This window comes from Sulfitobacter sp. BSw21498 (assembly GCF_006064855.1).
Taxonomy (GTDB): domain Bacteria; phylum Pseudomonadota; class Alphaproteobacteria; order Rhodobacterales; family Rhodobacteraceae; genus Sulfitobacter.
Genome location: NZ_CP040753.1, coordinates 2,634,748 through 2,660,487, shown reverse-complemented (window position 1 = coordinate 2,660,487; position 25,740 = coordinate 2,634,748). Strand labels below are relative to the sequence as shown.

Sequence of the window (25,740 nt, the reverse complement as noted above, 5' to 3'; positions counted from 1 at the left end):
TTATTGCACCAAATAGGGTTTGCGCGGCGGTTTCTGGGCGGCCGACATGCCACGTTCAACGGGAAAATCGCCCATCAGATAGGGGTGCATCCCCTGGTTTTTGAGGTTTTGCAGGAATTGCCCAAAGCCTGTCAGATCCGCCATCTTCGGCACCTCGGACAAACGGCCGGTTTTGACCTGACCGATCTCGTCGAGAATGCTTTGCAACGGTTCCATCGGGGCTTCGATGAATTCCGCCATTGTCCAGATACGCACCCGCGCCTTGGCATAATGCGACCGCAGGATCGCCATATGCTCGCTTTCGATCTTTTGCAGCGCGGCAGCGGTACGGCGGATATCGGCAAAGTCCTTATTCGACCGAAACAGTGGCACGGCCCACGCGCCGGTGATCACCGACACCTGTGCATTCGGGTCTTTGGCGATCTCCCAGCAGATGTCCTGATTGTCCTGCGGGCTGAACTGAAAGCACTGACGTTCGCCACGGGTGTTCCAGATCAGATTGGTCAGAAACGCCTTGGGGTCATAATTGCGGATTTTGGCGCTATTGCTAAGCGCACCATTGATCGCATTCTGCCCATCTGCAAAATGCACGCGGTCCGGTGCAAACAGATGGCCGTGGACCCGCGCGCCGGTGGATTTTGCCAGCCAAGGCTCGAAATTCTCGAACAGTGCGACGAAGCCCTGAAAGACCGAATAGGGCGCGGCGGTGACACCGTTTTCCCAACCTTCGTTCGGAAAGCGGCTTTGCATATACAGCCCTGCGCGCCCGCGCGTGCGGCGTTCAACGGCTTTGGCAAAGACGCGGTCGATCTTGCCCGGGTTCGGCTCTGTCCGTTTCATCGCGCCCGCCTCATCGGTCAGGAACGCGTCATAAAGACGGCCCGCCTTGGGCCAGATCTTGCGTGCGACGAAACAATCGGACCGCCGTAAAAGCTGCAGGTGATCGTCGTAAAAAATATGTGGTTTGCCCTGAAAATCGAACTTTGACAGGGTCAGCGACCGGCTTTCGATCTGGGTGGAATAGAGCCGCGCGAGCGTCTGGAAATAGCTTTCATCCGGAATCCAGACATGGCGGAAATAGGCGTCGTATCCGGCGCGTTTCGGGTCCTGAAGGATCGCCGACAGGGTTTGGCGGGTCAGGCACCACCATTGCGAGCCCATATGCGGCACGATGCCCTTAGGGATACGCCGCTTGAGCCCGACGAAGCGCTGAACAGCAACCGACTTGTCGAAAAGATACCGGTGCCGCTTCCACGAAAAGGGGAAACGCATGGTAAAGCGTTCGACATCCAGCCCCCCAACAGTCCAGGGGACATCTGCCGTGGTCGCGCTTTCGATGAAGTCGGTACGCGGACGGGCGGCAAGATAATCGATCAGCTCTTTCACTGGACGCAGCGGCAGGCATGAACCGGACGCCAGATAGACATGGCGCACGTCTGCGAAGCCATTCAACATCATTTCGGACGCAGTCTGAGACGCGGCAACCAGCCCCCACGTCCCCCATTCGCAGCGATAGCGTTTGCTGAACACCAGATTAGGGACATCAGCCAGCGCCTGCACAAAATCGTCATGGGTTTTCACCGGCACCGATTTGTCGACGTGGATCACCACCGGACAGCCCGCCGCAGCCCAATGCCGCGCCACCTGTTCGGCGCGGTCCAGGGCGGTATGCACCAGCATGACCAGTCCGACGCTCATGCCCAGTTGCCCTTGGACATAAGGCCCAGAATCTCGAGCTGGCGCCAGTTAATGTATTTCTCGGACCACTTCCCCCAAAGCTGTGGGTCTTGGTCCCGGCTATTGGCATAGGCCTTATATTCAACGGATTTGGCATAATGCTGTCCGCGCTCAAGCTCTTCTGCGGCCTTGGCCCCGAAGGTGTCCAGGAACTTGGCATGTAGCAAAACGCCCGAGGCTTTCTCTCCGCCCCATTCGTCATAAACCCGGTTCAGCCCGCGCGGCAGCAGCGTATGGGTCGAACTGACATAAGCATAGCGACGGTCCCATTTAACCAAAGGCACCTTGTTGAGCGCAGGTGCCTTGGCAGGCTTGTGCTTGAAGAACACCCGCGCACGCGGCCCACCCTGTATCCAGAGGTTGCCGTATTTCGCATTGCGCGAAATCGCGTAGTTGCCGCTATCGAACCACGAGGCGATCTCCATCGGGTTTTGACCGGCTTGATAGGGTTCATCCCCCAGCCGCCCCTTGGGGTACACATCCAGCAGCATCGCGCCAAAGCTGCGGATCTCGCAGTTATCCAGCCAGTCGGTCAGCGCCTGAACCGGCCGCGTATCACAGAACGGATAGACAAAGAATTCATCCGGATCGACCACCAGCACCCAATGGCCATGCGCGTATTTGCGTTTAAGATAGTTCATCCAGTCGATACCGAAACCGGATCGACGATAGCTGGCGTCGGTGTGCCAGACGGACACGTCCTTCATCCCGCGCAAGTAATCGGCACTGCCGTCGTCGGACCCGTTATCGACAAATAGGAAGTGGTTCATCCCGAGCGCGCGATAATACTCTAGAAAGTAGGGCAGCCGGATTTTTTCGTTCCGCATTGTGCAGACAAGCAAGACATCGTCAGGACGGATCGCGCGGGTATTGTCCTGAACATTTTTCAGCTCGGACGACTTGCGCAGGGCCCGGATCAACCTCCGCTTGCGCCGCACGCGCATCTTGTAAGAATCCCAAAGGCTCACGTGTTCTCCATACCCTGCTCACAACGCCCCGCCCGTGCGTCGCCTTTATTGCATCAGGTTTGAGGACAATATGTCATGGGCCGTCTTTATAAACAACGTAATTTGAAACAGTTACACGCTGCACTGATGGATTAGCAGCTGGTACAGTGATTAGGCCCAAGGGCTGCGCATCAGGCAGCAGGCTTCCAGATCCGCCGGCCCGCTATAGCGCCGCGCGCCCTCGTGCCACAGATCGGGGGCGGTCGCGATCTGATCATAGTACCCGTCAAACTGTTCAGGCGTATGAAAATGCTGCCCACGCGCCTTTTCCTGAAGGGATTTCGGTATGATCTCTGGCAGGAACTTACTGTGTAGCAACACCCCTGACGGGGTCTCCCCTCCCGGCCCATCATAGAGCTCGTTCAACGCCGGTGGCAGCAAAGAGTGGGTCGAATTGACGTAGACATAGCGCCGGTTCCAGCGCACCAGCGGTATCTTGTTCAGCGTCGGCGATTGCATCGGCTGGTCAGCAAAGAACATGCGTTCACGCGCCCCGCCCTGCACCCAAAGGTTGTTCAGCGGCCACTGACGCACAGCGCGGTATGGTCCGGCGTCAAACCAGTTCAATATGCGCGACGGATCATCCCCCGGCACATAGGCCTGCGCCCCCAAGGGCCCTTTTGGGAAAACATCCAACATCAGCGTACCGAACCCGACGCGGCCTCCCCTCTCAAGCTGCCCCGCGAGCGCGGGCAGCTTGTGCGCGTCCATCTGGTCATAGACCAGCAGCTCGTCGGTATCGACGGTCAGGCACCAGCGCCCGTGCCCGTGCCGCCACAGCAGCCAGTTGAGCCAATCCAGACCGAACCGCGACCCGCGGTAGCTGGCGGTCGTTTGCCACAGGGTCACATCGGGCTGCGCCGCCAGCAGGTCGGCGCTGCCATCGTCGCTGCCATTGTCGACAATCAGAAAATGCGCAACGCCAAGATCGCGGTAGTGCTGCAGAAAATACGGAAGCCGCGCGGCCTCGTTACGCAGCACGACAAAGGCCAGCACCCCGTCAGGCGGGATTGCCCCATGCCCCGACGAGGCCCCGAGCTGATGCCTCGCCCGCAATGCACGCCACAGCAGCCGCCGCCGTTTCAACCGCATCCGGTAGGCACCCGACAGGCGGGCCCATCGGGACGCAGGACCAGCGGCGCTGTCCGTCATGCGCTATAGTCGCCGGTTTGGTGCCATCTCCATGCGTCGGCGATCATCTGCGGCAGGGTCGATCGTTTGGGCAGCCACCCCAGTTCAGTCTCTGCACGGACCGATCCTGATACCAGCTTGGTGCAATCACCCGGTCGCCGGTCGCCTTCGGTCATCGGCACGGCGCGGTTGGTCACCTCACGGCTGTGTTCAACAACCTCGCGCACCGAAAACCCTGTGCCGGTGCCCAAGTTGAACACGCGGCTTCCCTTATCCTCAAGCAGCCAGTTCAACCCCAACACATGGGCGTCGACCAGATCGCATACATGCACATAATCGCGGATGCAGGTGCCGTCGGGGGTGTCGTAATCGGTGCCAAAAATCGTCAGCGCATCGCGTTTCCCGTCGATGGCATCCAACATCAGCGGGATCAAATGCGTCTCGGGGCGGTGGAATTCGCCCACTTCGCCCTCGGGGTCGGCACCGGCTACGTTGAAATAGCGAAAGATCACGCTTTGCAGCCCATAGGCGGCCTCGAAATCGCGCAGGATATCTTCGATTGCGCGCTTGGAGGCCCCGTAGGCATTAATCGGATGTTGCGCGCTGTTTTCGTCCAACACGACATTATCCTGATCGCCATAGGTCGCACAGGTGGATGAAAAGACAAACTGTTTGCAGCCCGCCGCGACTGTCGCCTCGATCAGGTTCAGCGACCCTTCGACATTATTGCGCCAATAGGTGCCGGGCTGCTTCATGCTGTCGCCCACCTGACTGAGCGCGGCGAAATGCATGACGGCGACCGGTTGGTACTGTTCAAACACGGCATCAATCTCGGCCCGGTTCAGCAGATCACCCTGCACAAAGGGGCCGAATTTCACCGCATCGCGCCAGCCGGTGACCAGATTGTCAAAAGTGACGGGAGTATGGCCTGCAGCAGCCAGCGCCTTGCACGCATGCGACCCGATGTACCCCGCGCCGCCGGTGACCAAGATATTCGCCATACGCCCGTCCTTTGTGTCCAGCGCTTATTGCGCCGCAGTTTCGCCCTGCATGATGTCTTGCAGATAGGCGCGCAGATCATCGCGCAGTTCCTCGCGGGCCAACCCAAAGGAGACCGTCGCCTGCAAGAACCCAGATTTAGAGCCGCAGTCAAAACGCTGGCCCTTAAAGCGGTAGCCGTAGACATCGTTGCCTTGGGTCAGCTCCGCCGCGATGGCATCTGTCAGCTGGATTTCCCCGCCCGAGCCGGACTTTAGCTGGTTCAGGTTCTTCAGCACGTTCGGCGACAGGATATAGCGGCCGATCACGGCAAGGTTTGACGGTGCGTCTTCGGCTTTGGGCTTTTCGACCATGCCTTTGACCTTGACCAAGGCCCCATCGGATTGACCATCATCAATGTCCAACATCCCGTAAGAAGAGGACTTTTCAGGGTTCACTTCCATCGCCGCAACCATGTTGCCGCCGGTTTCATTGTAGGCTTCGATCATCTGTTGCAGGCAGGGCTTGTCAGCTGCGATCACGTCATCGGGCAGCATCACCGCAAAAGGTTCGTTGCCGATCAGACGACGGGCACACCATACGGCGTGGCCCAGACCAAGTGCTTTGTGCTGGCGGATATAGGCGATGGCACCACTATCCATATTGGTGTCTTTAAGGATCTCCAACAGCTCTGTTTTGCCCTTGGAGCGGAGCTCCTGTTCCAGCACGGGAGAGTGGTCAAAGTAGTCTTCCAGCGCGCCCTTGCCGCGGGATGTGACAAAGATAAATTCCTTAATCCCGGCCGCGCGAGCTTCGTCGATGGCGTATTGCACCAGCGGGCGATCGACCAGGGTCATGATCTCTTTGGGGACAGATTTCGTCGCGGGCAAAAACCGCGTTCCCAAACCAGCCACCGGAAAAATCGCTTTTGTTACTTTCTTAGCCATGTGAAATCGCTGCCCTTATAAATATACGTGCGGATAACCGAAGTTAGTGCTCAGTGAATTGCAAACCATCATGCTGCCAGTCCTAAATAAGACCAGCGCCCGAATTGTGGCGGCTTCTTGCTGATTTCGCGGCACAAAAACCCCCTTGCGTCACAGCCTGCGCAATTTTGCGCCTTATCCGCCGTTTTCTGAAAATAAATGAAAACCTTGGCGTGCTGCGGGCCTATTCGTTGCAGATTGCCCGCCCAAACGCAATCTCGGCGAAAGCGATTGGGCAGCGCGGTCAGTCCAGCCCCATCTCGGCCATCATTGCTTCGATCTTGGGCACATCTTCGGGGTTGTTTAGCTCCCAGAACTGGCGGCCCTTGGCCTCGACCTCGACACAAAGCACCTTATGGCTGTTTTCCATGAACCGCAGTTGTTCAAGCCCTTCGAGCTGTTCAAGCGGGCCCACGTTCCACGACGAGTAGGACGCCAACGCATCGGGGCGATAGGCATAGACGCCCACGTGGTGAAAGACCGGTGTTGCGGCCGCATCGTCATAGGTTTTCGATGTGAACGGCACGACTTCCTTAGAGAAGTACATCGCCGCATGGTCAGCCGCGAACACGGCAGTGGTGCCCCCCACGCGACCGGCTTTGCGATCTGCCAGCAGCCCGTTCAACGCGGCACCATCGCAGCGCAACACAGGTGTCGCAATCCCTGCGTTAGGGTCGTTTCGCAAACCCTGCACAAGGCTTTCGACAAACCAATGCGGCGTGAGCGGTGCGTCGCCTTGCAAGTTCACAACGATGTCGTACCCGCCGCCCAGAACCGTATGGGCTTCGGCGCAACGTTCTGTGCCGTTGGCGCAATTGACTGACGTCATCACAACCTCGGCCCCGAAGGCTTCGGCGGCGTCCTTGATGCGGTCGTCATCGGTGGCCACGACCACTTTGTCGACGCCCTGGACCTCGCAGGCTGCACGCCAGCTGCGCTCGATCAGGCTGCGCGTATTGCCGCCCGCCCCCGTCAGCATCGCCAGCGGTTTAGCGGGATAGCGCGTAGAGGCATACCGCGCAGGAATAACAATCAGGACAGACATCAGGAGGCTTTCAAATCAACGCCCGGCGCATGAGCGATAAAGAAAGGGTTGGCAAAATCGGCTTTGCCGTAAGTGAGCGGGGTCAGATCGTCAAAACGCACAACTGCGCCCCCAGCACCGGTCAGAACGGCATGGCCCGCAGCGGTGTCCCATTCCATCGTCCGGCCAACGCGCGGGTAAAGGTCCGCCTCGCCGGTCGCGATCAGACAAAACTTGAGCGACGAGCCCGCGCTTTTCATATCGCGCACATTGTATTTGGCGATGTAATCATCGGTCGCCTCATCGCGGTGCGACTTTGACGCCACCACCATCAAAGCCGCATTATCCGGTTTAGAGACTGTTATCGGCTGAATCGGCCCCCTACTGTCCTTGGGGAAATCGCCGGTTTCCTCGACGGAACTGCCGTCGGCCAACGTAAAGAACATCCGCGACCGGGCCGGCGCATAGACGACACCGCGCGTCGGTACGCCGCCTTCAACCAGCGCGATATTCACGGTAAAATCGCCACGGCGGTTGATGAATTCCTTGGTCCCGTCCAGCGGGTCCACGATAAGAAAAGTATCGCCCGACGCCGAATGGGTGGCGGATTGCTCTTCGGTTACAAGCATCACATCAGGGAAAGCGGCGCGCAGCCCGTCCGAGATGATCTGGTCCGCGGCTTCGTCGGCGATGGTCACGGGGCTTTCGTCAGATTTGGTTTTGACCTCGAAATCATCCGAGCCGTAAATCTCCATGATCTTGTCGCCTGCTTCGATCGACAAACGGCGCATCACCGTTACCAGCTGTTCATAATCCATAATGTCGCGACCTTTTCAGTTTCGTTGATTACTTTGCGCAAACCCCTTATGATTGCGTGTTGACGGAACAGCAAGAATTCCGTGCGAGGGTACGTCACAAAGAGGCTACAACAATGTTTCAACCACGGCGCACCAACAGGGGCAATATAGGCTCGGCAGTCAACTTTTTCGAACTTGTCTACCATTCGATCGTGCGCTCTGTGCGCAAGCAGCACAACAATGCGTTTGCAGCCATCGCCATCAACATTATGCAAACGGTCATTTTCGTGGGCGTGTTCTATGTGATGTTTTCGATCCTCGGTATGCGCGGGTCCGCCATTCGGGGTGATTTCGTGATCTATATCATGACGGGGATTTTCCTGTTCATGATGCACACCAAGACGGTATCGGCCGTGGCCGGTTCCGAAGGGCCCGCCAGCGCCATGATGAAACATGCGCCGATGACCACGATGATTTCTCTGGCGGCTGCAGCACTGGGATCGCTCTACATCCAGATGCTGTCGCTGATCCTGATCATGTCGATCTACCATTTGGCGTTCAACCCGATCGTGATTTACGACACGGCTGGGGTGTTTTTCATGATGCTGATCGCATGGTTCACCGGGGTTGCTGTCGGCATGGTGTTGCTGGCCATCAAACCCTGGGCACCCTCTTTTACGCAGATCTTTACGACGATCTACCAGCGGGCGAATATGATTGCTTCAGGCAAGATGTTTCTGGCCAATTCGCTGCCGTCCTTCATGCTGGCCATGTTTGACTGGAACCCCCTATTCCACGCCATCGATCAGGCCCGCGGGTATGCATTTATCAATTACAACCCGCGCTATAGTAACTGGGAATATGCCGTTTGGGTCGGGGTAGTGCTGATGGTGATCGGGCTGATGGGCGAATTCTATACGCGCAAACACGCCTCTGCCAGCTGGAGCGCGCGACGCTGATCTCAGGTCGCAACCCTGAGCGTGATGTTGATCCTCCCGCCCTTGGGCAGCAACGTCGATGACCCCGCGCGGATGCGGTCGATCCCGTGATGGTTCAGGCGCGCCTCGCCTCCCATGACAACGACATCCCCTGATTGCAGCCAAAGGCTGTCCGTCTTGCCGCCGCGTTTTTGCCCGCCAACGCGCAGCAATCCTTCGTCCCCAAGCGAGATTGACACGACAGGCCAGCGAAAATCGGTCTCGTTCCGGTCCTGATGCAACCCCATTTTAGCATCCGACGCGTAGTAGTTAATCAGGCAAGAATCCGGCTGGCGCTCCAATCCGGTCAGGTCATTCCAGATCGTAAGGACATCCGAGGGGATGGCGGGCCAGGGCGTGCCGTTGGGATGGGCCTCGGCATAGCGGTAGCCCTGCGCGTCTGACAGCCACCCATAATCGCCCGCAGACGTCATGCGCACCGACATCTGCTGCCCACCTGGCATGACGGGGCGAAAGAACGGTACCTGCTTTACCACCCCGCGCACAGTATCCAGCAACGTGCGTTGTGCTGACAGCGTAAGGTGGGATTTATGAATTTCGAAGCCGCGTAACCGCAATATCGTCATCTAAACGCCCTTCTTGCCTGCTTTGGCGAAAAATCCACGCAGAATCCGCGTTTCCTTTCTCATGCAACGGTTGCAGGGTCCATATCTGCTCCTTATATACGCCGAGAACCGCTGAAGGCATCCGGCCTTTGGTGAAAAAGATCGGGGCAAGGGTGCCACAACGGGCCTGCGCTTCGTGTCATCGCCTTGAGTAAATGAGGGATCAAACATGGCCAAAGTTATTGGTATCGACCTAGGAACGACAAACAGCTGTATCGCCATCATGGACGGCAGCCAGCCTCGCGTTGTTGAAAACGCCGAAGGTGCACGCACCACGCCATCCATCGTCGCCTTTACCGACGACGAACGTCTGGTTGGCCAGCCTGCCAAACGGCAAGCGGTTACCAACCCTGAGAACACAATTTTCGGCGTTAAGCGCCTGATCGGCCGTCGCAATGACGACGTGGATCTGGCCAAGGACAAAAAGAACCTGCCCTTCACCGTGATCGATGGTGGGAACGGCGACGCTTGGGTAAAAGCCAAGGGCGAGAAATACTCCCCTTCGCAAATCTCTGCGTTCATCCTTGGCAAAATGAAGGAAACAGCTGAATCCTACCTGGGCGAAGAAGTCACCCAGGCGGTCATCACTGTTCCTGCCTACTTTAACGACGCTCAGCGTCAGGCCACAAAAGACGCGGGCAAGATTGCCGGTCTGGAAGTGCTGCGGATCATCAACGAACCGACAGCGGCCGCGCTGGCCTATGGTCTGGACAAGAAAGAAACGCAAACCATCGCGGTCTATGACCTTGGCGGCGGTACTTTCGACGTGACCATCCTCGAAATCGACGACGGTCTTTTCGAAGTCAAATCCACCAACGGTGATACATTCCTGGGTGGTGAAGACTTTGACATGCGCATCGTGAACTACCTTGCGGATGAATTCAAAAAGACCAACGGCGTTGACCTGACCCAAGATAAGATGGCGCTCCAGCGTCTGAAAGAAGCGGCAGAGAAGGCCAAGATCGAACTGTCGAGCGCAAGCCAGACAGAGATCAACCAACCGTTCATCTCGATGGGCAAAGACGGCTCGCCGTTGCACATGGTGATGAAGCTGACCCGCTCCAAGCTGGAGCAGCTGGTAGGTGACCTGATCAAAGCGTCGATGAAACCCTGCGCTGCTGCGTTGAAAGATGCCGGTGTATCCGCATCCGAGATCGACGAAGTCGTTCTGGTTGGCGGTATGACCCGCATGCCACGCGTGATCGAAGAAGTGACCAAGTTCTTTGGCAAAGAGCCGCACAAGGGTGTGAACCCTGACGAGGTTGTTGCCTTGGGTGCCGCCATTCAGGCGGGTGTTCTGCAAGGCGACGTTAAAGACGTTGTTCTGTTGGACGTCACACCGCTGAGCCTTGGTATCGAAACGCTGGGTGGCGTGTTCACCCGTCTGATCGACCGCAACACCACGATCCCGACCAAAAAGTCGCAGGTCTTCTCGACCGCTGAGGACAACCAAAGCGCCGTGACCATCCGCGTCTTCCAAGGGGAACGTGAAATGGCTGCGGACAACAAGATCCTTGGCGCGTTCAATCTGGAAAGCATCCCCCCCGCACCGCGCGGTATGCCCCAGATCGAAGTGACCTTTGACATCGACGCAAACGGTATTGTTGCTGTTGGCGCGCTGGATAAAGGCACGGGCAAAGAGCAGAAGATCACGATCCAGGCTTCTGGCGGTCTGTCCGATGCGGACATCGAAAAAATGGTGAAAGACGCCGAGGAAAATGCAGACGCTGATAAAGAGCGCCGCGCATTGATCGAAGCGAAGAACCAGGCTGAATCGCTGATCCACTCGACCGAACGGTCGCTGGAAGAGCATGGTGACAAGGTTGACCCGACCACCGTCGAAGCGATCGAATTGGCCATTGCTGCGCTGAACGATGAACTGGCAACTGACAACGTTGATAAAATCAAAAACGGCATCCAGAACGTCACTGAGGCAGCCATGAAACTGGGCGAAGCCATCTATAAGGCGGCTCAGGACGAAAACGAAGACGTTGCCCCGGCTGCTGACGCATCCGCAGGTGACGACGATATCCTCGATGCCGATTTCGAAGATCTGGACGATAACAAGCGCGCGTAAGCACGCCCACGGAACCACTGATGGGGCCGGTCCGCTTGCCGGGCCGGCCCGTCACGTTCCAGCGTAGGAGTTAATTCATGGCAAAACGTGATTACTACGAGACGCTCGGCGTCGCCAAAGGAGCCGCTGCCGACGAGATCAAAAAAGGCTACCGCACCAAAGCCAAGGAATTGCACCCCGACCGCAATGCCGACAACCCCAACGCCGAAGCCCAGTTCAAAGAAGCGAACGAAGCTTACGAAGTTCTGAAAGACCCCGAAAAGAAAGCCGCCTATGACCGCTATGGTCACGCGGCCTTTGAAGGGGGCATGGGCGGTGGCGGCCAACGACCCGGCGGGTTTGGTGGTGGTGCCGGTCAAGGCGACTTTTCCTCGGCGTTTTCTGATGTGTTTGACGACCTGTTTGGCGACTTCATGGGCGGCCAACGGGGCGGTGGCGGACGGCGTGCCGCACGCGGTGCCGATCTGCGCTATAACCTCGGTATCACGCTCGAAGATGCGTACCGGGGCATGCAAAAGTCGATTAATGTGCCCACCTCGGTTGCCTGTGATTCTTGTAGCGGCTCCGGGTCAGAGGGCGGCGTAGAGCCGACGACTTGTCCCACCTGCTCTGGCATGGGCAAAGTCCGCGCGCAGCAGGGTTTCTTCACCGTCGAACGCACCTGTCCCACCTGTTCGGGCATGGGCCAGATCGTCAAGAACCCGTGTAAATCCTGCCGTGGCGCTGGCCGCGTCGAAAAAGACCGCGCACTGTCTGTGAACATCCCTGCGGGCGTTGAAACCGGCACGCGCATTCGTCTGGCCGGCGAAGGCGAAGCGGGTATGCGAGGCGGTCCAACGGGTGATTTGTACATCTTTATCGAGGTGCAGGAACACAAGCTGTTTGAACGCGACGGGCCAAACCTGTTCTGCCGCGTTCCCGTGTCGATGAGCACAGCCGCCCTTGGGGGCAGCATCGAAGTGCCGACGATCGACGGTGGCCGTGGGCGCGTGCAAATTCCGGCGGGCAGCCAGTCTGGTCGCCAGATGCGTCTGCGTGGCAAGGGTATGCCCCCGCTGCGTGGGGGCGGCACGGGCGATATGATCATCGAACTGGCAGTCGAGACGCCGGTAAACCTGACCAGCCGCCAAAAGGAATTGTTGCAGGAATTCGAAAAAGAATCCTCTAATAACAACCCTGAAAGCAGCAGCTTCTTTTCGTCGGTGAAATCCTTCTGGGATTCGATGAAGGGCTGATTGGCCGACATTGAAGGCATCGGGCGGGGCGCAGGCTCCGCCCTTTTTTGTTCCCCCTCTGCCCGCATTAACGTGATGATAACTTCTTTGGCCACATTCTGGGCCTATGGGACGCAACAACGCTCATTTCTCTGACCCGCGCCTACCCTTTCTGGGGGATGAGGCTGTGGCGGTGCCTGCACCCTCGGGCAAACAACCGTCTTATATCGCGGATCACCGGCAACGGCTGCGCGCGCGCTTTATGCAGGGCGGTGCTGCGGCCATCCCTGACTACGAGCTGCTTGAACTGGTCCTGTTCCGCGCCATCCCCCGCCGTGACGTGAAACCGCTGGCCCGAACGCTGATGGACCGTTTCGGCGACTTCAACCGTGTGATCACCGCCTCAGAGCCACGGCTACGGGACGTTTCGGGTGTGGGCGACGCGGTCATCGTCGAACTCAAGATAATAGAGGCAGCGGCCCACCGCATGGCGCGTTCAAGGCTCCTGCGCCAACATGTGTTGTCGAGCTGGGACGCGCTGCTGGATTATTGCCACACCACCATGGCGCACCGAGAAACCGAACAGTTCCGCGTGATCTACCTTGATCGCAAGAACGTCGTGATCGGCGACGAGGAACAAGGCAAAGGCACCGTAGATCACGTGCCTGTCTACCCCCGCGAGGTTGCAAAACGCGCGCTAGAGCTGAATGCCAGCGCGCTTATTCTGGTGCACAACCACCCGTCGGGCGACCCGACGCCATCACAGGCCGACATCGACATGACACAGCAGATTTTTGCGGCCTGCAGCACATTGGGGCTAACGTTGCACGACCATCTAATTATCGGCAAATCCCGCGAGCTAAGCTTTCGCAGCGCCGGATATTTGTGATTGCAAAGCAGCCCTGTGCGCCAGCGCCGGTACAGGGCCGATGCTAGCGAACCCAGACCTCTACACGGCGGTTGGCCTGCCGACCCCACGCCGTATCATCGCAGGCCATCGGCATCGCTTCGCCAAAGGCATCAAGATCCAGCGTGACCCGTTCAAGATTGGCGGTGACCGCGGCGGCGATGACAGCTTCGCGCACCGCCTCGGCACGGCGCAGCGCGATGTCACGGTTGGCAAAAGACGCACCCTGCCCGTCGCTGAAACCCGCAAACAACAGACGGCGGGCATCGTATTGACCGACCTCTAGCGCCCGCGCGAGCTGCTGCACGTTTGATCGCGACTGTGCATCCAGCCGCACCGACCCGGCCTCGAACCTAAAAGAGGTCGACAGCCGCGCCATGGGTTTCAGCGTCGCGTTCATCCGCTGCAATTCATCAAGCGTGATCTCCGGCCCTGCGACCGCAATCGCGTTGGTAAAGCGATTGCCCTGCTCCTCTATCGGGATTTCCTCGGGTGCCTGATCGACAAATCCGGCACGCCGGATCACGATTTGGGCAGCAGGGCTGCGGGTGAATGCCAGAAATTCGCGGGCCACCTGCGGCAAACGTCGGGCCGGGAAATACAGAAACATCGGCGCGGTCAGCGGGTAGTCTTCGGTCTTGATGGTCCGGCGCGATGCGTCCAGCGCAAAGCCGCAGCTGCCCGACAGCGTTAGAACCTCAGTATCGCGCTGTTCGGCATAGCTGGTGATACCAAGCGCAAAACTGTCTTTGGCAACGGCTTCGGCCAGATCGGCGGGTCGGGCGTGTCGCGTGATCGTGTCCGTAAACGTAAGCGTTGCGGGGCGCATGACCTGATCACTGATCGCCTGTGCTAACCCGCTGCTGTCGTCGGGCAAATGCAGGTCAATCGGCGCGTCCGGCCCGCCAAGTGCTTGCCAGTTCGTCACCTTGCCGGCGAACGCCCGCGCCAGCATCAGCGGCGATATCTGCGTTACCGGGTTCGACGCCGACACCACAGGGACCGCCGCATCCAGCGACAGTACGCGGCTGCGGTTCAGGCCCGTCATGTCGCCCATTCCTGCTTCGCGAGCGCGGACCCGTTCCTCGGGCCGCATCTCACGCAGGGACATCACAATGTCCGCCTCATCCGCCAACAGATCGGCAAAGCCTTCGTCGCTGTTGCTGGCCCGAAACATAAATAGGGCAACGGTCTGGCCGCTTTTCTCGTCGACCAGACGATAGGTGAAACGGTTGCCCTCTTCGTCCTCGCGGGTGGCTTGATAGCCATTGCGCTGCGCGAACCCGTCGATCAGGGCAGGCATCAGTATCTCGCCCATTGTGGCAGACCCCGAAAGCTGCAGTTCGGCGATGAAATGATCCAGATTGGGACAACCGGGCCCCTCGCATTGCACGCCGGTGCTATCAATCGTCAACTCGCCGTATTCGGTTTCGACGCGATAAAATTCGCCATCGAAGCCCAGCAGTGTGCCGCTCAACTCGATTTTGCCATCGCGGGACGAAAGCGCGATATCCTGCGCCCATATCGATTGCGCCGCCGAACATAAGAAAAGTGCGGCGAAAACCGCCGCACGTATAATCGTGATCATAAGGCCCCAAGCGTTGCGTTAGTGTCCCGCAACCTTCATGTCTTGGAGCAGATTATTCAACACAAGAAAGCTGCCTACGGCATCACAATCCGGCACCGCAACGCTCAGGTCCTGGGTTTTGATCTTTGCATCCCCAAGAAGTTCGATGGATTGCGCTTCGATTTCCTGACCACAATTCGCCTTGATCACCTCGGCTTCGACCGTCAGTGCCACGCGTGCGTCCTGACCTTCGGTTAGCGCGGGGAAAGTATAGACCTCCGCGATCAGGGGCTCAGCCGCGCTGAGGTCGCCGTTCACCGTCATGAACCCGCCCTCTCCGGTGATGGCTGACGCCACGCTGCGCGGCTTGCCTGCCCAGACATGGCCGGCACCGTCATAGTCGGACCCGAATTCGCGTGCGTGCATCTGGAAACCAGTATCGCCTTTCCATTGCAGAACCACCCGGTCAAACTCTGCCAGATCGTCGATCTTGGCCTCTGCAATCGCCCCGTCGCCATTGCCAAACGCAATGACGAAAGTCGCGTCTTGCGAAAGCGCCGGGACAGTGATGTCGAGGGTGCCCTTTTCCGAAGTCGTTTGCGTAAAGATCATCCCGTTGTGATGTACGGTGATCCGTTCATTGGGCATGCACGGGGCAGCCAGCGTCAGGTTCACCATGGCACCAGCCACAGGGCGCGCATTGGCGGAGATATCGCAGGTATGTGGCTCAGCCGCCTGAGGCTGGGGCGTGTCCGCCGAAATTGGGGCGGAAACTGGGCGCGAAATCGGTTCATCTGCGCTTGCCGCGGCCAACATGACGGGGGCAGAATCAGGCAGCGCCAGCGTGGGCTCAAGCGGAGCAGCGTTGAACTCGGCCGAGGTCAGCACGATGTCTTCGACCTCAAGCACAGCGTTCTCGCTGCTTAGCCTACGTAGCTCTTGTTCTTTCACGGCGGCCTCAGACCCATAGCGGGCTGTCGCTGCGTCCGTACTTTGCATCACATAGCCGATGCCCAAGGCGCAGGCGAGCGTGCCAGCAGCTGTCGCGATCTCTTTCATACGTGCCATCTGATGGTCCTCACTGGGAATAACTTCCCAATGAATATCGCGCATCACAGCGGCCCTGTTATGACCCTTGAGGGGAAAGATTTGGGCGGTTTTGAGGCACACCCAAGCCCTGATCAACTATCGTAATAGCCCTTGCCGTAGCTGCCATAGGCACCGTATTCGCCACCGTATCCGTAGCGTTTCATGCCCTTTTCATCGATCTGGCTCAGCACCAGACCAGTGATCCGCTGGTTCGAATTGTGGAAGAACCGCATGGATTCTTCGACCAAGCCCTTGTTCGTGCTGTCCCATTTGACCGAAAACAGGATCGCGTCGGCGTTTTGGGAAATGATACGTGCATCGGGAACAACCAGAACCGGCGGCGTATCGATGATAATGAAATCATACTGGTCGCGCATCTCGGAGATAAAGGCTTTGAACCGGTCGGAGGAGAAGATATCCGCCGCATTCACATTGGTCTTTTCCCCGCCCAAAACATCTGCGCCGAAACCGTCCGGCCTATGGATCGCATCCGCGAATTTCACATCGCCGTTAAGCACCGACGCGATACCGTTGCGCGGCATGTCGGGAAAATATTCGTGCAGGGTACGGCGGCGGATATCGCCTTCGACCAGCAGGACCGATTTTCCGAGACCTGACAGGAATTTAGCCAGCGACAGCGAAACCGTGGTCTTACCTTCACCGGGGATTGATGACGTGGAGACGATAACCTGAGGCTTCTTGTCGAGGTTCGACAGCATCAACGATGTACGCAGGTTGCGGATCGCTTCGGCGGCGGCAGAGGTGGGTTTATCCTCCAGATACTTAAGGGTGTTTTTCCGATCACGCGCAGGGATCAAAGGGATCTGTCCGATCACAGTGTAGCCGGTGTGATGCTCCAGCTCAGTCGCGGTGCGGAAGGTGCGGGTTCTGAATTCGCGAAGTAGCACCAAGCCGGAACCAACCATCGCACCTAGGACTATCGCCATTGCCACTATCCGTGATTTTTTCGGTGCACTTGGCCCGCCGGGTATAACGGCACTAGATAGCATACGGCTATCTGCCTTCTGTATCCCCTCTTGGGCGGAGGTTTCTTTCAGGCGGGTCAGGAAATATTCATAGAGCAGCCGTGTCGCCTCGGATTCTCGGGTCAACTGCTGCAGCGCGATCAGATCTTGGCCCTGTGATGCCAACTGCGCGGCAAGCTCGGTTTCCGAGGTACGCAGCGCTTCAAGCTGCTGGCTACTGCGCGCAAGATCAGACCGAACCCGTCCCAGCACCGTTTCGAACCGTAGATCGAATGCCGTCTGGTTCGTGGCAGACGAAAGACCATTGCTAAAAATACGCGTCAACGCGGCGTCTTGTGCGGCATCGCGCTTTTCTGCGGGTGTCTGCGCGGCTTCCAGATTGGCGAGCCGTGCTTCTAGCGCTTGGCGTGAGAGTGCGGCACCCTCAATACGGTCGCGCAATTCCTTGATCTGACGCTCCAGTGCTTGCAACCCTTCGATCGAGACAAGCTGCGTGCGTGCAGTAAATTCAGAGACCTTTTTCTCCGCGTTCTCGAGTTCGATCTGAAGCTCGGACACCCGGTTGCTCAGCCATTCTGTGGCTTTCTCCGTCGCTTCGAATTTTACTTCGATCTGGTTTAGGATGTATAGTTCAGCAAGGGTATTAGCAATCTGGGCGGATTTCGTGGGCGATTCGGTTTCGACAGTGACGTTGAAAACTAGGCTCTGGCGGATATTCGATATAGATACCCTGCTCAGCAATGATTGCACCACACCATCACGGATCCTCATTTTCTGAAAGTCACTCTCGTGTTGCGGTTCAGCTTTGGATTTTCTAAAAGTTAATGTCGAACGTAAGCTCGATATTATCCCCCTGATCATAGATGGCTCACGCAACCTGCCGTTGAATTCCGGATCGTTAACTAAATCCAAGCGGTCGACGACCTTTCCAGCAAGCCCACGTGACCGAAGAACTTCAATTTCGGTGTTGATTTCGGTTGAGTCCCCGGAGAACCCACCGACTACAGATTGTAGGTCGACAATACTATCTTCTTTAGTTTCCAGCACCACAACCGCCGTTGACCGGTAGGTCGGGACCGCGATGCCGTAGGCGTAATACCCGGCCAGAAGCATAAAAATCAGCGTGACCGCAGCGATGATCAATTTGCCGCGCCATAATGTACCAATCAGCGCGCCAAGGTCGATGGTATCGTCATCTTCGTCCCTAGGCCCGGAAAAGTTCGATTGGCTTTGGTTCATCATATGCATGTCGTCCGTTGGTCATTGCCGGAAATGGCTAAAAAGAAGGGTCGAGGCAAAGCGCCTTCGAAATCACAGATATGCGGGTTGGTCATCATGGAGAGAGGATCTGCCTGTCCTGCGATTGCGCCCCGAGGGGTGATGGCGGCTTTGCTAAATCCTTATGAGAAAAATTCAATCAAAAGTCGTATAAAATTTGCTACATCTCGGAAAATGATCCCGTAGAAACATCATTTAAGACCATTCTTCGCGATATAGCTGGCCAAATCAAGGATCAGTTGCCCGCGCGCCTTAGCGATGGCCGCGGGGCCGCCCTTGGGGTCGAATGCGACGGTCACATCAAATAACCCCGATCTTTCACGCCCGCCGGTCAGGACAGCGACGAAGTACTGTCCGGAAGCGCGGAACTGGCCCGCTTCGGTCGCCAGCAATTCGCTGAACCGCAGCTCAAGGCGGGCGTCGGGATAGGCTTCGAACGGCCATGGTTCTGACGCGATGCGGCGGCTTGTGAGGCGCGACAGGTTCTCGCTTAGCTCTAGGGCTACGGCGCGTTCGGGCGCGTCGGCCCACAGCTCGTCCGAAGAGCTGACCAAGGCACCATTGGACGCGCGTATATGGATCTCGTCGGCAGCTGCATAGCTGGGCAGTGATACGTCACGTACCTCAACAGCGTTGAATTGGATGCTAACACGCTCTGTGACAGGGGGCATCTCCACGGCATAGCGGTCGGCAGACCCGCAGGCCGCCAAGAATGCCACCAGACCAAGGCTTGCGATACTTTTTACTACGTTCATATTTTACCGTCCCAGCAACAATGAATTGGGGTTACGTTCGATTGTGCGCGCCAAAGATGCAAGCGCATCGGCCGCTTTTTGGATGTCACGCATGGTTTCCTGTGCGGTGCGGCTGATCTGGTCGCCTTTGTTGTACCCTTCGATCGTGCGCTCTGCTTGTGTGAAAACCGACGACAGGCGGTTCACGATCAGCGGCAAATCCTTCGCCGAAACGGCGATGTTATCCGCCGCGTTACGCGCCGAGGCCAAGGTACGGTTCACGTTCTCGACCGCCCCACCCTCGCGGAGCTCGCGCAGCGTATAGTTCAGCTCGTCCAACGCATTCTTAAGCGATCCGGGCAGCGCAACGGCATCCGGTGTGCCGATTACCTGATCCGCCGATCGGGTCAGCGCTGTCAGCTCGTCGACCAGCTGTTGCAGTTCAAGCTCGCTTGCGTTGGCGGCGACAGTCTTCATTTCTTCGATCAACTCTGGCACACCCTCGGTCGAGGTGGTGAAGGAATCCGCGGCTTCGGAGACAGAGTCCACAGCGGCCAGCAGACGTGCTGCCATTTGTTCTTCCTCAAGCGTGGCGACAAGCGTTTCGACGCGCGAAAGCGTGGCATTCAGCGAGACGGGAATATTCTGCACCGATTCAGACGAGACCAACCCCGTGACCTCGTTGATTAATGTGCGGACATCGCGTGGGGTCTGTTGCAGTTCATCGCTGCCGACAAAGGCTTGCAGCGAATTCATCAGACCAATGGCGCTGTTCAGCAGCTCTTCGATGGGCAGGTTGTTTATACGGCTAAAGACACCTTCGACCGTGGCTGCGGCGTCAGATGTTTCGTTCTTGGTCGTGGGCATCACGGGAAAGTTGTCGCCCGCAGGGACAAGCCGCGCGGTCGGAGCGTTGTCGACGACCACCAGTTCCACTTTCAGACCGCCCGTCAGCAGGCTTGCAGATGCAAGTCTTGCCCGAAGCCCATTCACGACACGATCTTGCAAGAAGGCAAACGCACTTTCCGCAGTCACATCCCCCGGTAGCCCAAGGCGCGCCGGCTGGATTGCCAGTGTTGCGTTCAACCGCACACGGCTGTCGCCGAACTGATCAAAATCCACGATCCCTGACAGGGTATCGACTTCGCCGATGTTCAGCCCGCTCAACTCTACCGTGGCACCGACGGCGAGGCCCGAGACATTGTCGTCGAAAATAACGTTAAGCATCAAAGGTTCGACGTCAGTGGCATTAAACACTGCGCTGCGCGCGTCCTCCTTGGTGGCGAAGATATCGAACACAGTGCCATCTTGCACACGGTCGCCACCAGAGACGAAAGTGTCAAAGGTAATCCCCCCGCCGATCAACGTCGCAATTGATTCAAAATCGACTTCGGCCCCGCCGGGTCCAAAGGACAGGCTGAACCCCGAGGTATCCCAGAAACGTGTGCTGCTGTTGATCAGGTTGCGGTGCTCTTCGTAAATTAGCGCCTCTACGATGGCAAAATTGCCCCTTGGGGCGATCGCTGCCTTGCCGATACGACCAACCTCGATCCCGCGATAGAGAATGGGGGCGTCATCCGTCAGCGTTCCATTACCCACGGTGCGAAAGGCGATTTGCAAACCGGATTGGCCCGCGCGGATCAGGGGCGGCGCATCCGACCCGACGAAGCGTTCGGCAAAATCGCCTATTTCATCGTTCCAGGTGCCTTCGATGTAGACGCCGCTCAGCACGGTGCCCAAGCCGGTGATGCCCTGCGCCGATACCTGAGGCTGCACGATCCAGAAAGACGCGCTGGCGTCGATGAAGGGGCCGACGTTCTTGTCGACACGGATTGTCGCGACAACTTTGCCCAAGCCGGTGGTAAAACCAACTTCCTCGACGCGGCCCACGGTCACGTCACGATAGCGTAGTTCGGTTTCGCCTGCCTTGATACCGGCCCCTTTGTTGAATTCAACATAGATCACAGGACCGCGGGAATTGTAGCTGCTGACTGCCACACCCAATGCCGCAACCAGTGCCAAAATCGGAATGATCCAGACGATGGACGCGCCGCTCAGGAACAGTTTGCGCGCGGATTTAACCTTAACCTCGGGTGGCGTGTCAGACATGTTGATCGGGATCCCCATCGGAAGCGTTCGTGTCCCAGATCAGTCTGGAGTCGAATGCTTGTGCAGATAGCATGGTAAAGATGACCGACAAGGCGAAGAACATGCTCGCAGGGCCGGGATTAATTGTCGCCAATGTCTTGAGTTGCACCAGCGACGAAAGGATCGCAACCACAAAGATATCGATCATCGACCAGCGGCCGATATACTCTACGATTTCATACATCACATGGCGCGACCGCTGCGCTTGGGCATTGGGTCTTTTGACGCTGACAGCCAAAAAGGCGATGGCCCAGAACTTGGCCAACGGGATTGCGACCGACGCCAGCAGGATGATGAACGCAATGCCAAAGGCCCCGTGATGCGCCAGTTCGACCGCACCGCCGACAATGGTGCTTTCGTCCACCTGAAACAGCGTGCGCGTCTTGAGCATCGGGTAGGCATTGGCCGGAATGTAGCATAGCAGCCCCATGACCCAGAACGCCCAAACCCGCTGCATACTGCCAAAGTCGCGCGACAGCATCTTGTGGCCGCAGCGCTGGCAAACCGGTGTGCCGATGGGCCAGGCACGGGTACAGCGTGTGCAGGCCACCAAACCCATTTCGCGGGCGCTTAGGATTTTTTCGGATTTTCCAGCGAATTCCATACCGACCACTTACACATGAATTTGTCCTGCGCCACAATCAGAACAACTAAACCACAGAACATCCAGAATGCTGGCCCAAACCCCACAGTTGCCAGATCGGCGATCTTGACCAGCGCCACCGCACAGCCAAGCGCAAAGATTTCGGCCATCGACCAAGGCTGCAACGCCTGCGACAAACGGAATGCCTGCATCGCGTGACGCGCAGGTGGCAGGTCCAGCACAACGGGCACCAGCACATAGAGTGTCAGCATCACCCGTGCCAAGGGGACCAGCATAATCAGGGCAGCCGTCGCCAGCGAAAGCAACAGCAGCGGCCCGGTGGAAAACGCCAGAGCCGCATCCATCACCGAGACAGAATTCTTGTTCCCAGCCGCATCGATATTCAAAAACGGAAAGAACGTCGCACCTAGGATCAGGACAAAAGTCGCGATGGCGATGGCGATGATTTTCAGCCCCGCCTGTTTGCGCGGCTCGATCAGTACCGTGTGGCAGCGTTCGCACACTGCTTTTTCGCCGATCTTGGGAATTTTCAGCTGATACACAGCATCGCACTGGGGGCAGACGATTATCTGCTCCAGATCAGGGGGGGAGGTGTGATCGACCTTGTCTTTCATCCCGCTGGTATAGTGGAGATCACGAACCGTGTGTATCTGTTTCTAGACACGAAATGGTCATCCCTGACGCAAGCAAGAGCCCGCCAGTGCTGCTTTCCGCGCAGGAACATTCGCTATGCCGCGACGTTGTGTCGGTGAAGATAGCGAACACGAAAGGAGCTTTCTAATGACACAGATCACAGACGCGAAAATTCTGATCCTATCCGCCAATGGTTTCGAACAATCCGAACTGGAACGCCCGTTGAATGACCTTAAAGCCAAAGGCGCAACAGTCCATGTCGCGACCCCCGACGGAAACGACATCAAAGGTTGGGACAAGGACGACTGGGGCAACACCATTGCCGCTGACAAGGCACTGTCAGACGTCACCATCGGTGACTATGACGCGATTGTGCTGCCCGGCGGTCAGATCAACCCCGACCTGCTGCGCGCCAATAAGGACGCCGTAGCCCTGATCAAAGGCTTTGCCGACGCGGGCAAGACCGTGGCTGCGATCTGCCACGCCCCTTGGCTGCTGATCGAGGCAGGCATCCTCAAGGGCCGCGCTGCTACTTCCTATGCCTCTATTGCGACAGACGTGAAAAACGCCGGTGCGCATTACGAGGACAGCGAAGTGGTTGTGGATCAAGGCATCATCACCAGCCGCTCTCCCGAGGATTTGGGAGCGTTTATCGCCAAGATTGTCGAGGAAGTGGAAGAAGGTGAACACAACCGCAAAGCCGCATAAATCCGGTGTAGCGGAGGACGAAGGCGGGGCAGATGTCCCGCCTTTTTTCATGCGTGCCCGCGGTCTACCTTACCGTGACGGGCATCAGCACATTGCGTGACCCTTCCTCGAACGCATCCAGTTTTTGATGCCAGACGGTTCCGGGCCAGCGGTGCTCCATCTCGCGTTTTCTCGGGCGATAGACGGCGGTGTAAAGCGTGCCAAAGCCTGCGTTGAACTGGTGCGAATAAAGCGGCGGCTTGAGGAACGTGCTGATGAACTTTTCTTCCGGATCACGGTGAAACCGCAGCCGTTGCAGCAGGTATCTTTCACGCTCGACCGTCGCGGTGAACCGTGCGTGGCTGATCCATTCGACGTTTTCCTGATGGTTCGTCGCCACGGCCGCCTTGGTGATGATCGCCGGACGATCCGGTGCCATCAGCGCGGTCAGATACTTGCGTTTGCGGTCCAGCACGGTGACGTTATAGCTCATGTGGGTCGGCACACGCGCCAGAATTTCACCGGCCTGTTCCGTAGTTTCGCAAGTTTGCAACACATAACGCAGGATCAGCGGCACGCCAAAACCAACGCCCACTACACGACGGCCACCAAACGTCAGCGAAATCGACAAACCCGCGTCATTCACCCCGTCGACCAACCCGAACAGCCCGTCAGATGTGCCCATCACGCGACGACCGTTCCAGCCGGTGCGCAAAACCAGACTGTCGAACGCGTTGGTATTATAGTCATAGTTGCGCACCATGACGGGTTCCTTGCCGCCCCAAACCGCCTGACTGCACCCCGATAGATAGGGCGGCGGGCAATAGAAGCTCAGGAACCGCGCAGCCAGATCACCGCCGCCCGCCTGGTCGCACAGGTCTTCGTAAAGCGGGATTAGGTCGGGCATATGAGTTTTAAGCGCACGACGGCATTCGGCATAGGTCGGGCGCGCGGGCTCACCTTCCTTCAGCCACCATTTACGGTAGAAGGGCCAATATTCGGCGAAAAGCCCGGCCCATTTCGGGCCGGGCAATTCTTCTGAAATGGCACGCCACAGCATGTGCTGCCCTTTCGGTGCTTAGAGTATCTTGAACGCCGGATCAGACATCGCTGGCCCCGCCTCGGCGACGGGCAACGGACGACCATTCACCGATTGCTTGATCCCGTGAATCCACTTTTTCGCGCGCTCATTCAACTGGAAAGACTTGGTCATCGACCGCCCACGGGTCACAAGGATGCCAATGTCGGCCCCTTCATAGCGGTAATCACCCGGTCGCAAGATGCGCAGGAAAAACGCCTCGTTCTCGGATTCCACGGCACGACGGTGATAGTCAAAGCGGTCAAACACCACACTGCCGTCTTCCTTCATCTTGTAGATACCAGTCTCTGGCGCTTCGGTGCAGATATCGACGCTGTCGTCGGTGTGTTTGATCACCATCTGGCTCCAGCCGTCGATGTTCTGCGGGTCGGCCCAGCGGTTGTTCAGCTCTTCGACATCCAGATTGAACTTCTTTTTGCTGAACTCCAGCAGGTGGAACAGGAACAGCGGCGCATCGGCGTGCGCAAAGGCCGCGTGGTTCGTCATCGACGACGCGCCTGTGATGCGCGGGTTCAGCTCGCCCAGCCAGATGTCTCCGGTCTTTTTGTCGATCAGGAAATCCAGTTCGAAATAGCCACGATAGCCTTCCTTGCGCAGCTGTTCCCCGAATTTATAAGTCAGCTCGCGCGCTTTCTGGCGGACCTTGGGCGGAAAGGCCGTCGACAGGATTTCATTACCACACCAACCGCCGCGATAGGGCGTCAGATCCTTAAAGCCAACGAGCTCGGTCATCAGCGGGCCCACGATCGTGCCTTCCTTGGTGGCACATGCCTCGATGGCCGAGCCGCGACAGTCGATGCGCTTCATGATCTTGATCTCGCCCTCGCCGACGATCTCGGATTCATGACGGCGGAAGTCTGCTTCGGACTTGATAAAGAACGTCGTGTGACCACTGTCGCCAAAGGCGGATTGCAGCACCAGATCGTGCCCGATCCCGGCCTTCTCGCAGGTTTTTTTGAGGTCTTCGTAATCCTTGACCTCGGCCAGCACGTTCGGCACCGACGGCACACCGGCCTTGTTGCCGATACGGACGGTTTCGATCTTGTTGTCCATCTTGGTGCGCAGCTTGGCCTTGGGGAACCAGACATCCGCCCCCAGCTCTTTCGACAGGCGTTCAGTTTCCTCGTCAAACATCAGGAACACGAACTTGGGCTTGCCACCGCGCCGCTTGATGAAGTCGATAACCTCTTTGTGCTGCAGCAGATAATTGTTGATGTCTTCGATGCTCTGGAATTCCGCATGGGGCTGCTCCGAGGGGCAGAACACGTTCGGGTGCTTGCCGCCGTAGCAGTCAATATAGCAGATGTATTTGAAGTTTTTCACCCACTCATCGAGACCCAGAAGGTTAAAGTTCGTGGCCGAGATAAAGTACACAGGGTCTTCGTTACGGTGAAAGAACCGGCGAATTTCCGAGATATTCTTGAGAACAGTCGTTGTCATGATATTTTGGTCCT

Annotated in this window: 22 protein-coding genes; 5 read left to right on the top strand and 17 right to left on the bottom strand. The window is 57.6% G+C overall.

All coding sequences use genetic code 11. The annotated features are described in order from the left end of the window. From E5180_RS12865 to cysQ, 7 genes are all read right to left on the bottom strand, one after another. Entirely contained in the window at nt 1–1,698 is a 1,698-nt protein-coding gene (locus tag E5180_RS12865; RefSeq protein ID WP_138924728.1) for a DUF5927 domain-containing protein, read from the bottom strand. Continuing rightward, nucleotides 1,695–2,681 (bottom strand): glycosyltransferase family 2 protein, encoded by a 987-nt coding sequence (locus E5180_RS12860; protein ID WP_138925219.1) that lies wholly within the window; start codon nt 2,679–2,681, stop codon nt 1,695–1,697. Before E5180_RS12860 ends, E5180_RS12865 begins: the two co-directional genes overlap by 4 nt. Before the next feature lie 174 nt (nt 2,682–2,855). Continuing rightward, nucleotides 2,856–3,896 (bottom strand): glycosyltransferase family 2 protein, encoded by a 1,041-nt coding sequence (locus tag E5180_RS12855; RefSeq protein WP_138924727.1) that lies wholly within the window; start codon nt 3,894–3,896, stop codon nt 2,856–2,858. Beyond that, nucleotides 3,893–4,876 (bottom strand): UDP-glucose 4-epimerase GalE, encoded by a 984-nt coding sequence (gene galE, locus E5180_RS12850; RefSeq protein ID WP_138924726.1) that lies wholly within the window; start codon nt 4,874–4,876, stop codon nt 3,893–3,895. The genes E5180_RS12855 and galE overlap by 4 nt, the downstream gene beginning before the upstream one ends. 24 nt (nt 4,877–4,900) lie before the next feature. Continuing rightward, on the bottom strand, nt 4,901–5,800 hold the full coding sequence (gene galU, locus E5180_RS12845; RefSeq protein ID WP_138924725.1) for a UTP--glucose-1-phosphate uridylyltransferase GalU: 900 nt from the start codon (nt 5,798–5,800) through the stop codon (nt 4,901–4,903). Nucleotides 5,801–6,083: 283 nt separating this feature from the next. Then, nucleotides 6,084–6,884: a 3-deoxy-manno-octulosonate cytidylyltransferase gene (locus E5180_RS12840; protein ID WP_138924724.1), complete on the bottom strand. Its 801-nt coding sequence runs from the start codon at nt 6,882–6,884 to the stop codon at nt 6,084–6,086. Then, entirely contained in the window at nt 6,884–7,681 is a 798-nt protein-coding gene (gene cysQ, locus E5180_RS12835; protein ID WP_138924723.1) for a 3'(2'),5'-bisphosphate nucleotidase CysQ, read from the bottom strand. Before cysQ ends, E5180_RS12840 begins: the two co-directional genes overlap by 1 nt. A 113-nt stretch (nt 7,682–7,794) precedes the next feature. Here cysQ and E5180_RS12830 point away from each other — a divergent pair, with 113 nt between their 5' ends. Continuing rightward, a complete protein-coding gene (locus E5180_RS12830) occupies nt 7,795–8,619 on the top strand; it encodes an ABC transporter permease (RefSeq protein ID WP_138924722.1) in 825 nt (274 codons plus the stop codon). Between the two features lie 2 nt (nt 8,620–8,621). Here the strand turns inward: E5180_RS12830 and E5180_RS12825 are convergent, their stop codons facing one another. Beyond that, on the bottom strand, nt 8,622–9,224 hold the full coding sequence (locus E5180_RS12825) for an alpha-ketoglutarate-dependent dioxygenase AlkB family protein (protein ID WP_138924721.1): 603 nt from the start codon (nt 9,222–9,224) through the stop codon (nt 8,622–8,624). A 208-nt stretch (nt 9,225–9,432) separates the two neighbouring features. On the opposite strand from E5180_RS12825, the gene dnaK reads away from it, so the two are divergent. The 3 genes from dnaK to radC all read left to right on the top strand — a co-directional run bounded on the left by dnaK (nt 9,433) and on the right by radC (nt 13,443). Beyond that, nucleotides 9,433–11,340: a molecular chaperone DnaK gene (gene dnaK / locus E5180_RS12820; RefSeq protein WP_138924720.1), complete on the top strand. Its 1,908-nt coding sequence runs from the start codon at nt 9,433–9,435 to the stop codon at nt 11,338–11,340. 77 nt (nt 11,341–11,417) lie between these two features. Next, a complete protein-coding gene (gene dnaJ / locus E5180_RS12815; RefSeq protein ID WP_138924719.1) occupies nt 11,418–12,575 on the top strand; it encodes a molecular chaperone DnaJ in 1,158 nt (385 codons plus the stop codon). Nucleotides 12,576–12,681: 106 nt separating this feature from the next. Continuing rightward, nucleotides 12,682–13,443 carry a RadC family protein gene (gene radC / locus E5180_RS12810; RefSeq protein ID WP_093732116.1) on the top strand — a complete coding sequence of 254 codons (762 nt, stop codon included), beginning with the start codon at nt 12,682–12,684 and terminating at the stop codon, nt 13,441–13,443. A gap of 43 nt (nt 13,444–13,486) precedes the next feature. On the opposite strand, the gene E5180_RS12805 is transcribed toward radC, so the two are convergent. The 7 genes from E5180_RS12805 to E5180_RS12775 all read right to left on the bottom strand — a co-directional run bounded on the left by E5180_RS12805 (nt 13,487) and on the right by E5180_RS12775 (nt 22,481). Then, nucleotides 13,487–15,049 carry a substrate-binding domain-containing protein gene (locus tag E5180_RS12805; RefSeq protein WP_138924718.1) on the bottom strand — a complete coding sequence of 521 codons (1,563 nt, stop codon included), beginning with the start codon at nt 15,047–15,049 and terminating at the stop codon, nt 13,487–13,489. An 18-nt stretch (nt 15,050–15,067) separates the two neighbouring features. After that, the gene (locus E5180_RS12800; RefSeq protein WP_138924717.1) at nt 15,068–16,096 is read right to left on the bottom strand and encodes a hypothetical protein; all 1,029 of its coding nucleotides are present in this window, start codon (nt 16,094–16,096) and stop codon (nt 15,068–15,070) included. Nucleotides 16,097–16,209: 113 nt separating this feature from the next. Continuing rightward, nucleotides 16,210–18,351, bottom strand: a complete 2,142-nt coding sequence (locus E5180_RS12795) for a polysaccharide biosynthesis tyrosine autokinase (protein WP_138924716.1) — start codon at nt 18,349–18,351, stop codon at nt 16,210–16,212. Nucleotides 18,352–18,572: 221 nt separating this feature from the next. After that, the gene (locus tag E5180_RS12790; protein ID WP_138924715.1) at nt 18,573–19,136 is read right to left on the bottom strand and encodes a PqiC family protein; all 564 of its coding nucleotides are present in this window, start codon (nt 19,134–19,136) and stop codon (nt 18,573–18,575) included. A gap of 3 nt (nt 19,137–19,139) precedes the next feature. After that, on the bottom strand, nt 19,140–21,224 hold the full coding sequence (locus tag E5180_RS12785) for a PqiB family protein (protein ID WP_254700480.1): 2,085 nt from the start codon (nt 21,222–21,224) through the stop codon (nt 19,140–19,142). After that, the gene (locus E5180_RS12780) at nt 21,217–21,822 is read right to left on the bottom strand and encodes a paraquat-inducible protein A (RefSeq protein WP_138925218.1); all 606 of its coding nucleotides are present in this window, start codon (nt 21,820–21,822) and stop codon (nt 21,217–21,219) included. Before E5180_RS12780 ends, E5180_RS12785 begins: the two co-directional genes overlap by 8 nt. An 11-nt stretch (nt 21,823–21,833) precedes the next feature. After that, nucleotides 21,834–22,481: a paraquat-inducible protein A gene (locus E5180_RS12775; protein WP_138924713.1), complete on the bottom strand. Its 648-nt coding sequence runs from the start codon at nt 22,479–22,481 to the stop codon at nt 21,834–21,836. A gap of 166 nt (nt 22,482–22,647) precedes the next feature. On the opposite strand from E5180_RS12775, the gene E5180_RS12770 reads away from it, so the two are divergent. Beyond that, nucleotides 22,648–23,208, top strand: a complete 561-nt coding sequence (locus E5180_RS12770) for a type 1 glutamine amidotransferase domain-containing protein (protein WP_138924712.1) — start codon at nt 22,648–22,650, stop codon at nt 23,206–23,208. Nucleotides 23,209–23,272: 64 nt separating this feature from the next. Here E5180_RS12770 and E5180_RS12765 read toward each other — a convergent pair whose 3' ends face one another. Then, complete coding sequence (locus tag E5180_RS12765; protein ID WP_138924711.1) at nt 23,273–24,247, bottom strand: C45 family autoproteolytic acyltransferase/hydolase; 975 nt, start codon at nt 24,245–24,247, stop codon at nt 23,273–23,275. Nucleotides 24,248–24,265: 18 nt separating this feature from the next. Continuing rightward, nucleotides 24,266–25,726: a biotin carboxylase gene (locus E5180_RS12760; protein ID WP_138924710.1), complete on the bottom strand. Its 1,461-nt coding sequence runs from the start codon at nt 25,724–25,726 to the stop codon at nt 24,266–24,268. Between the last annotated feature and the right edge of the window lie 14 nt (nt 25,727–25,740).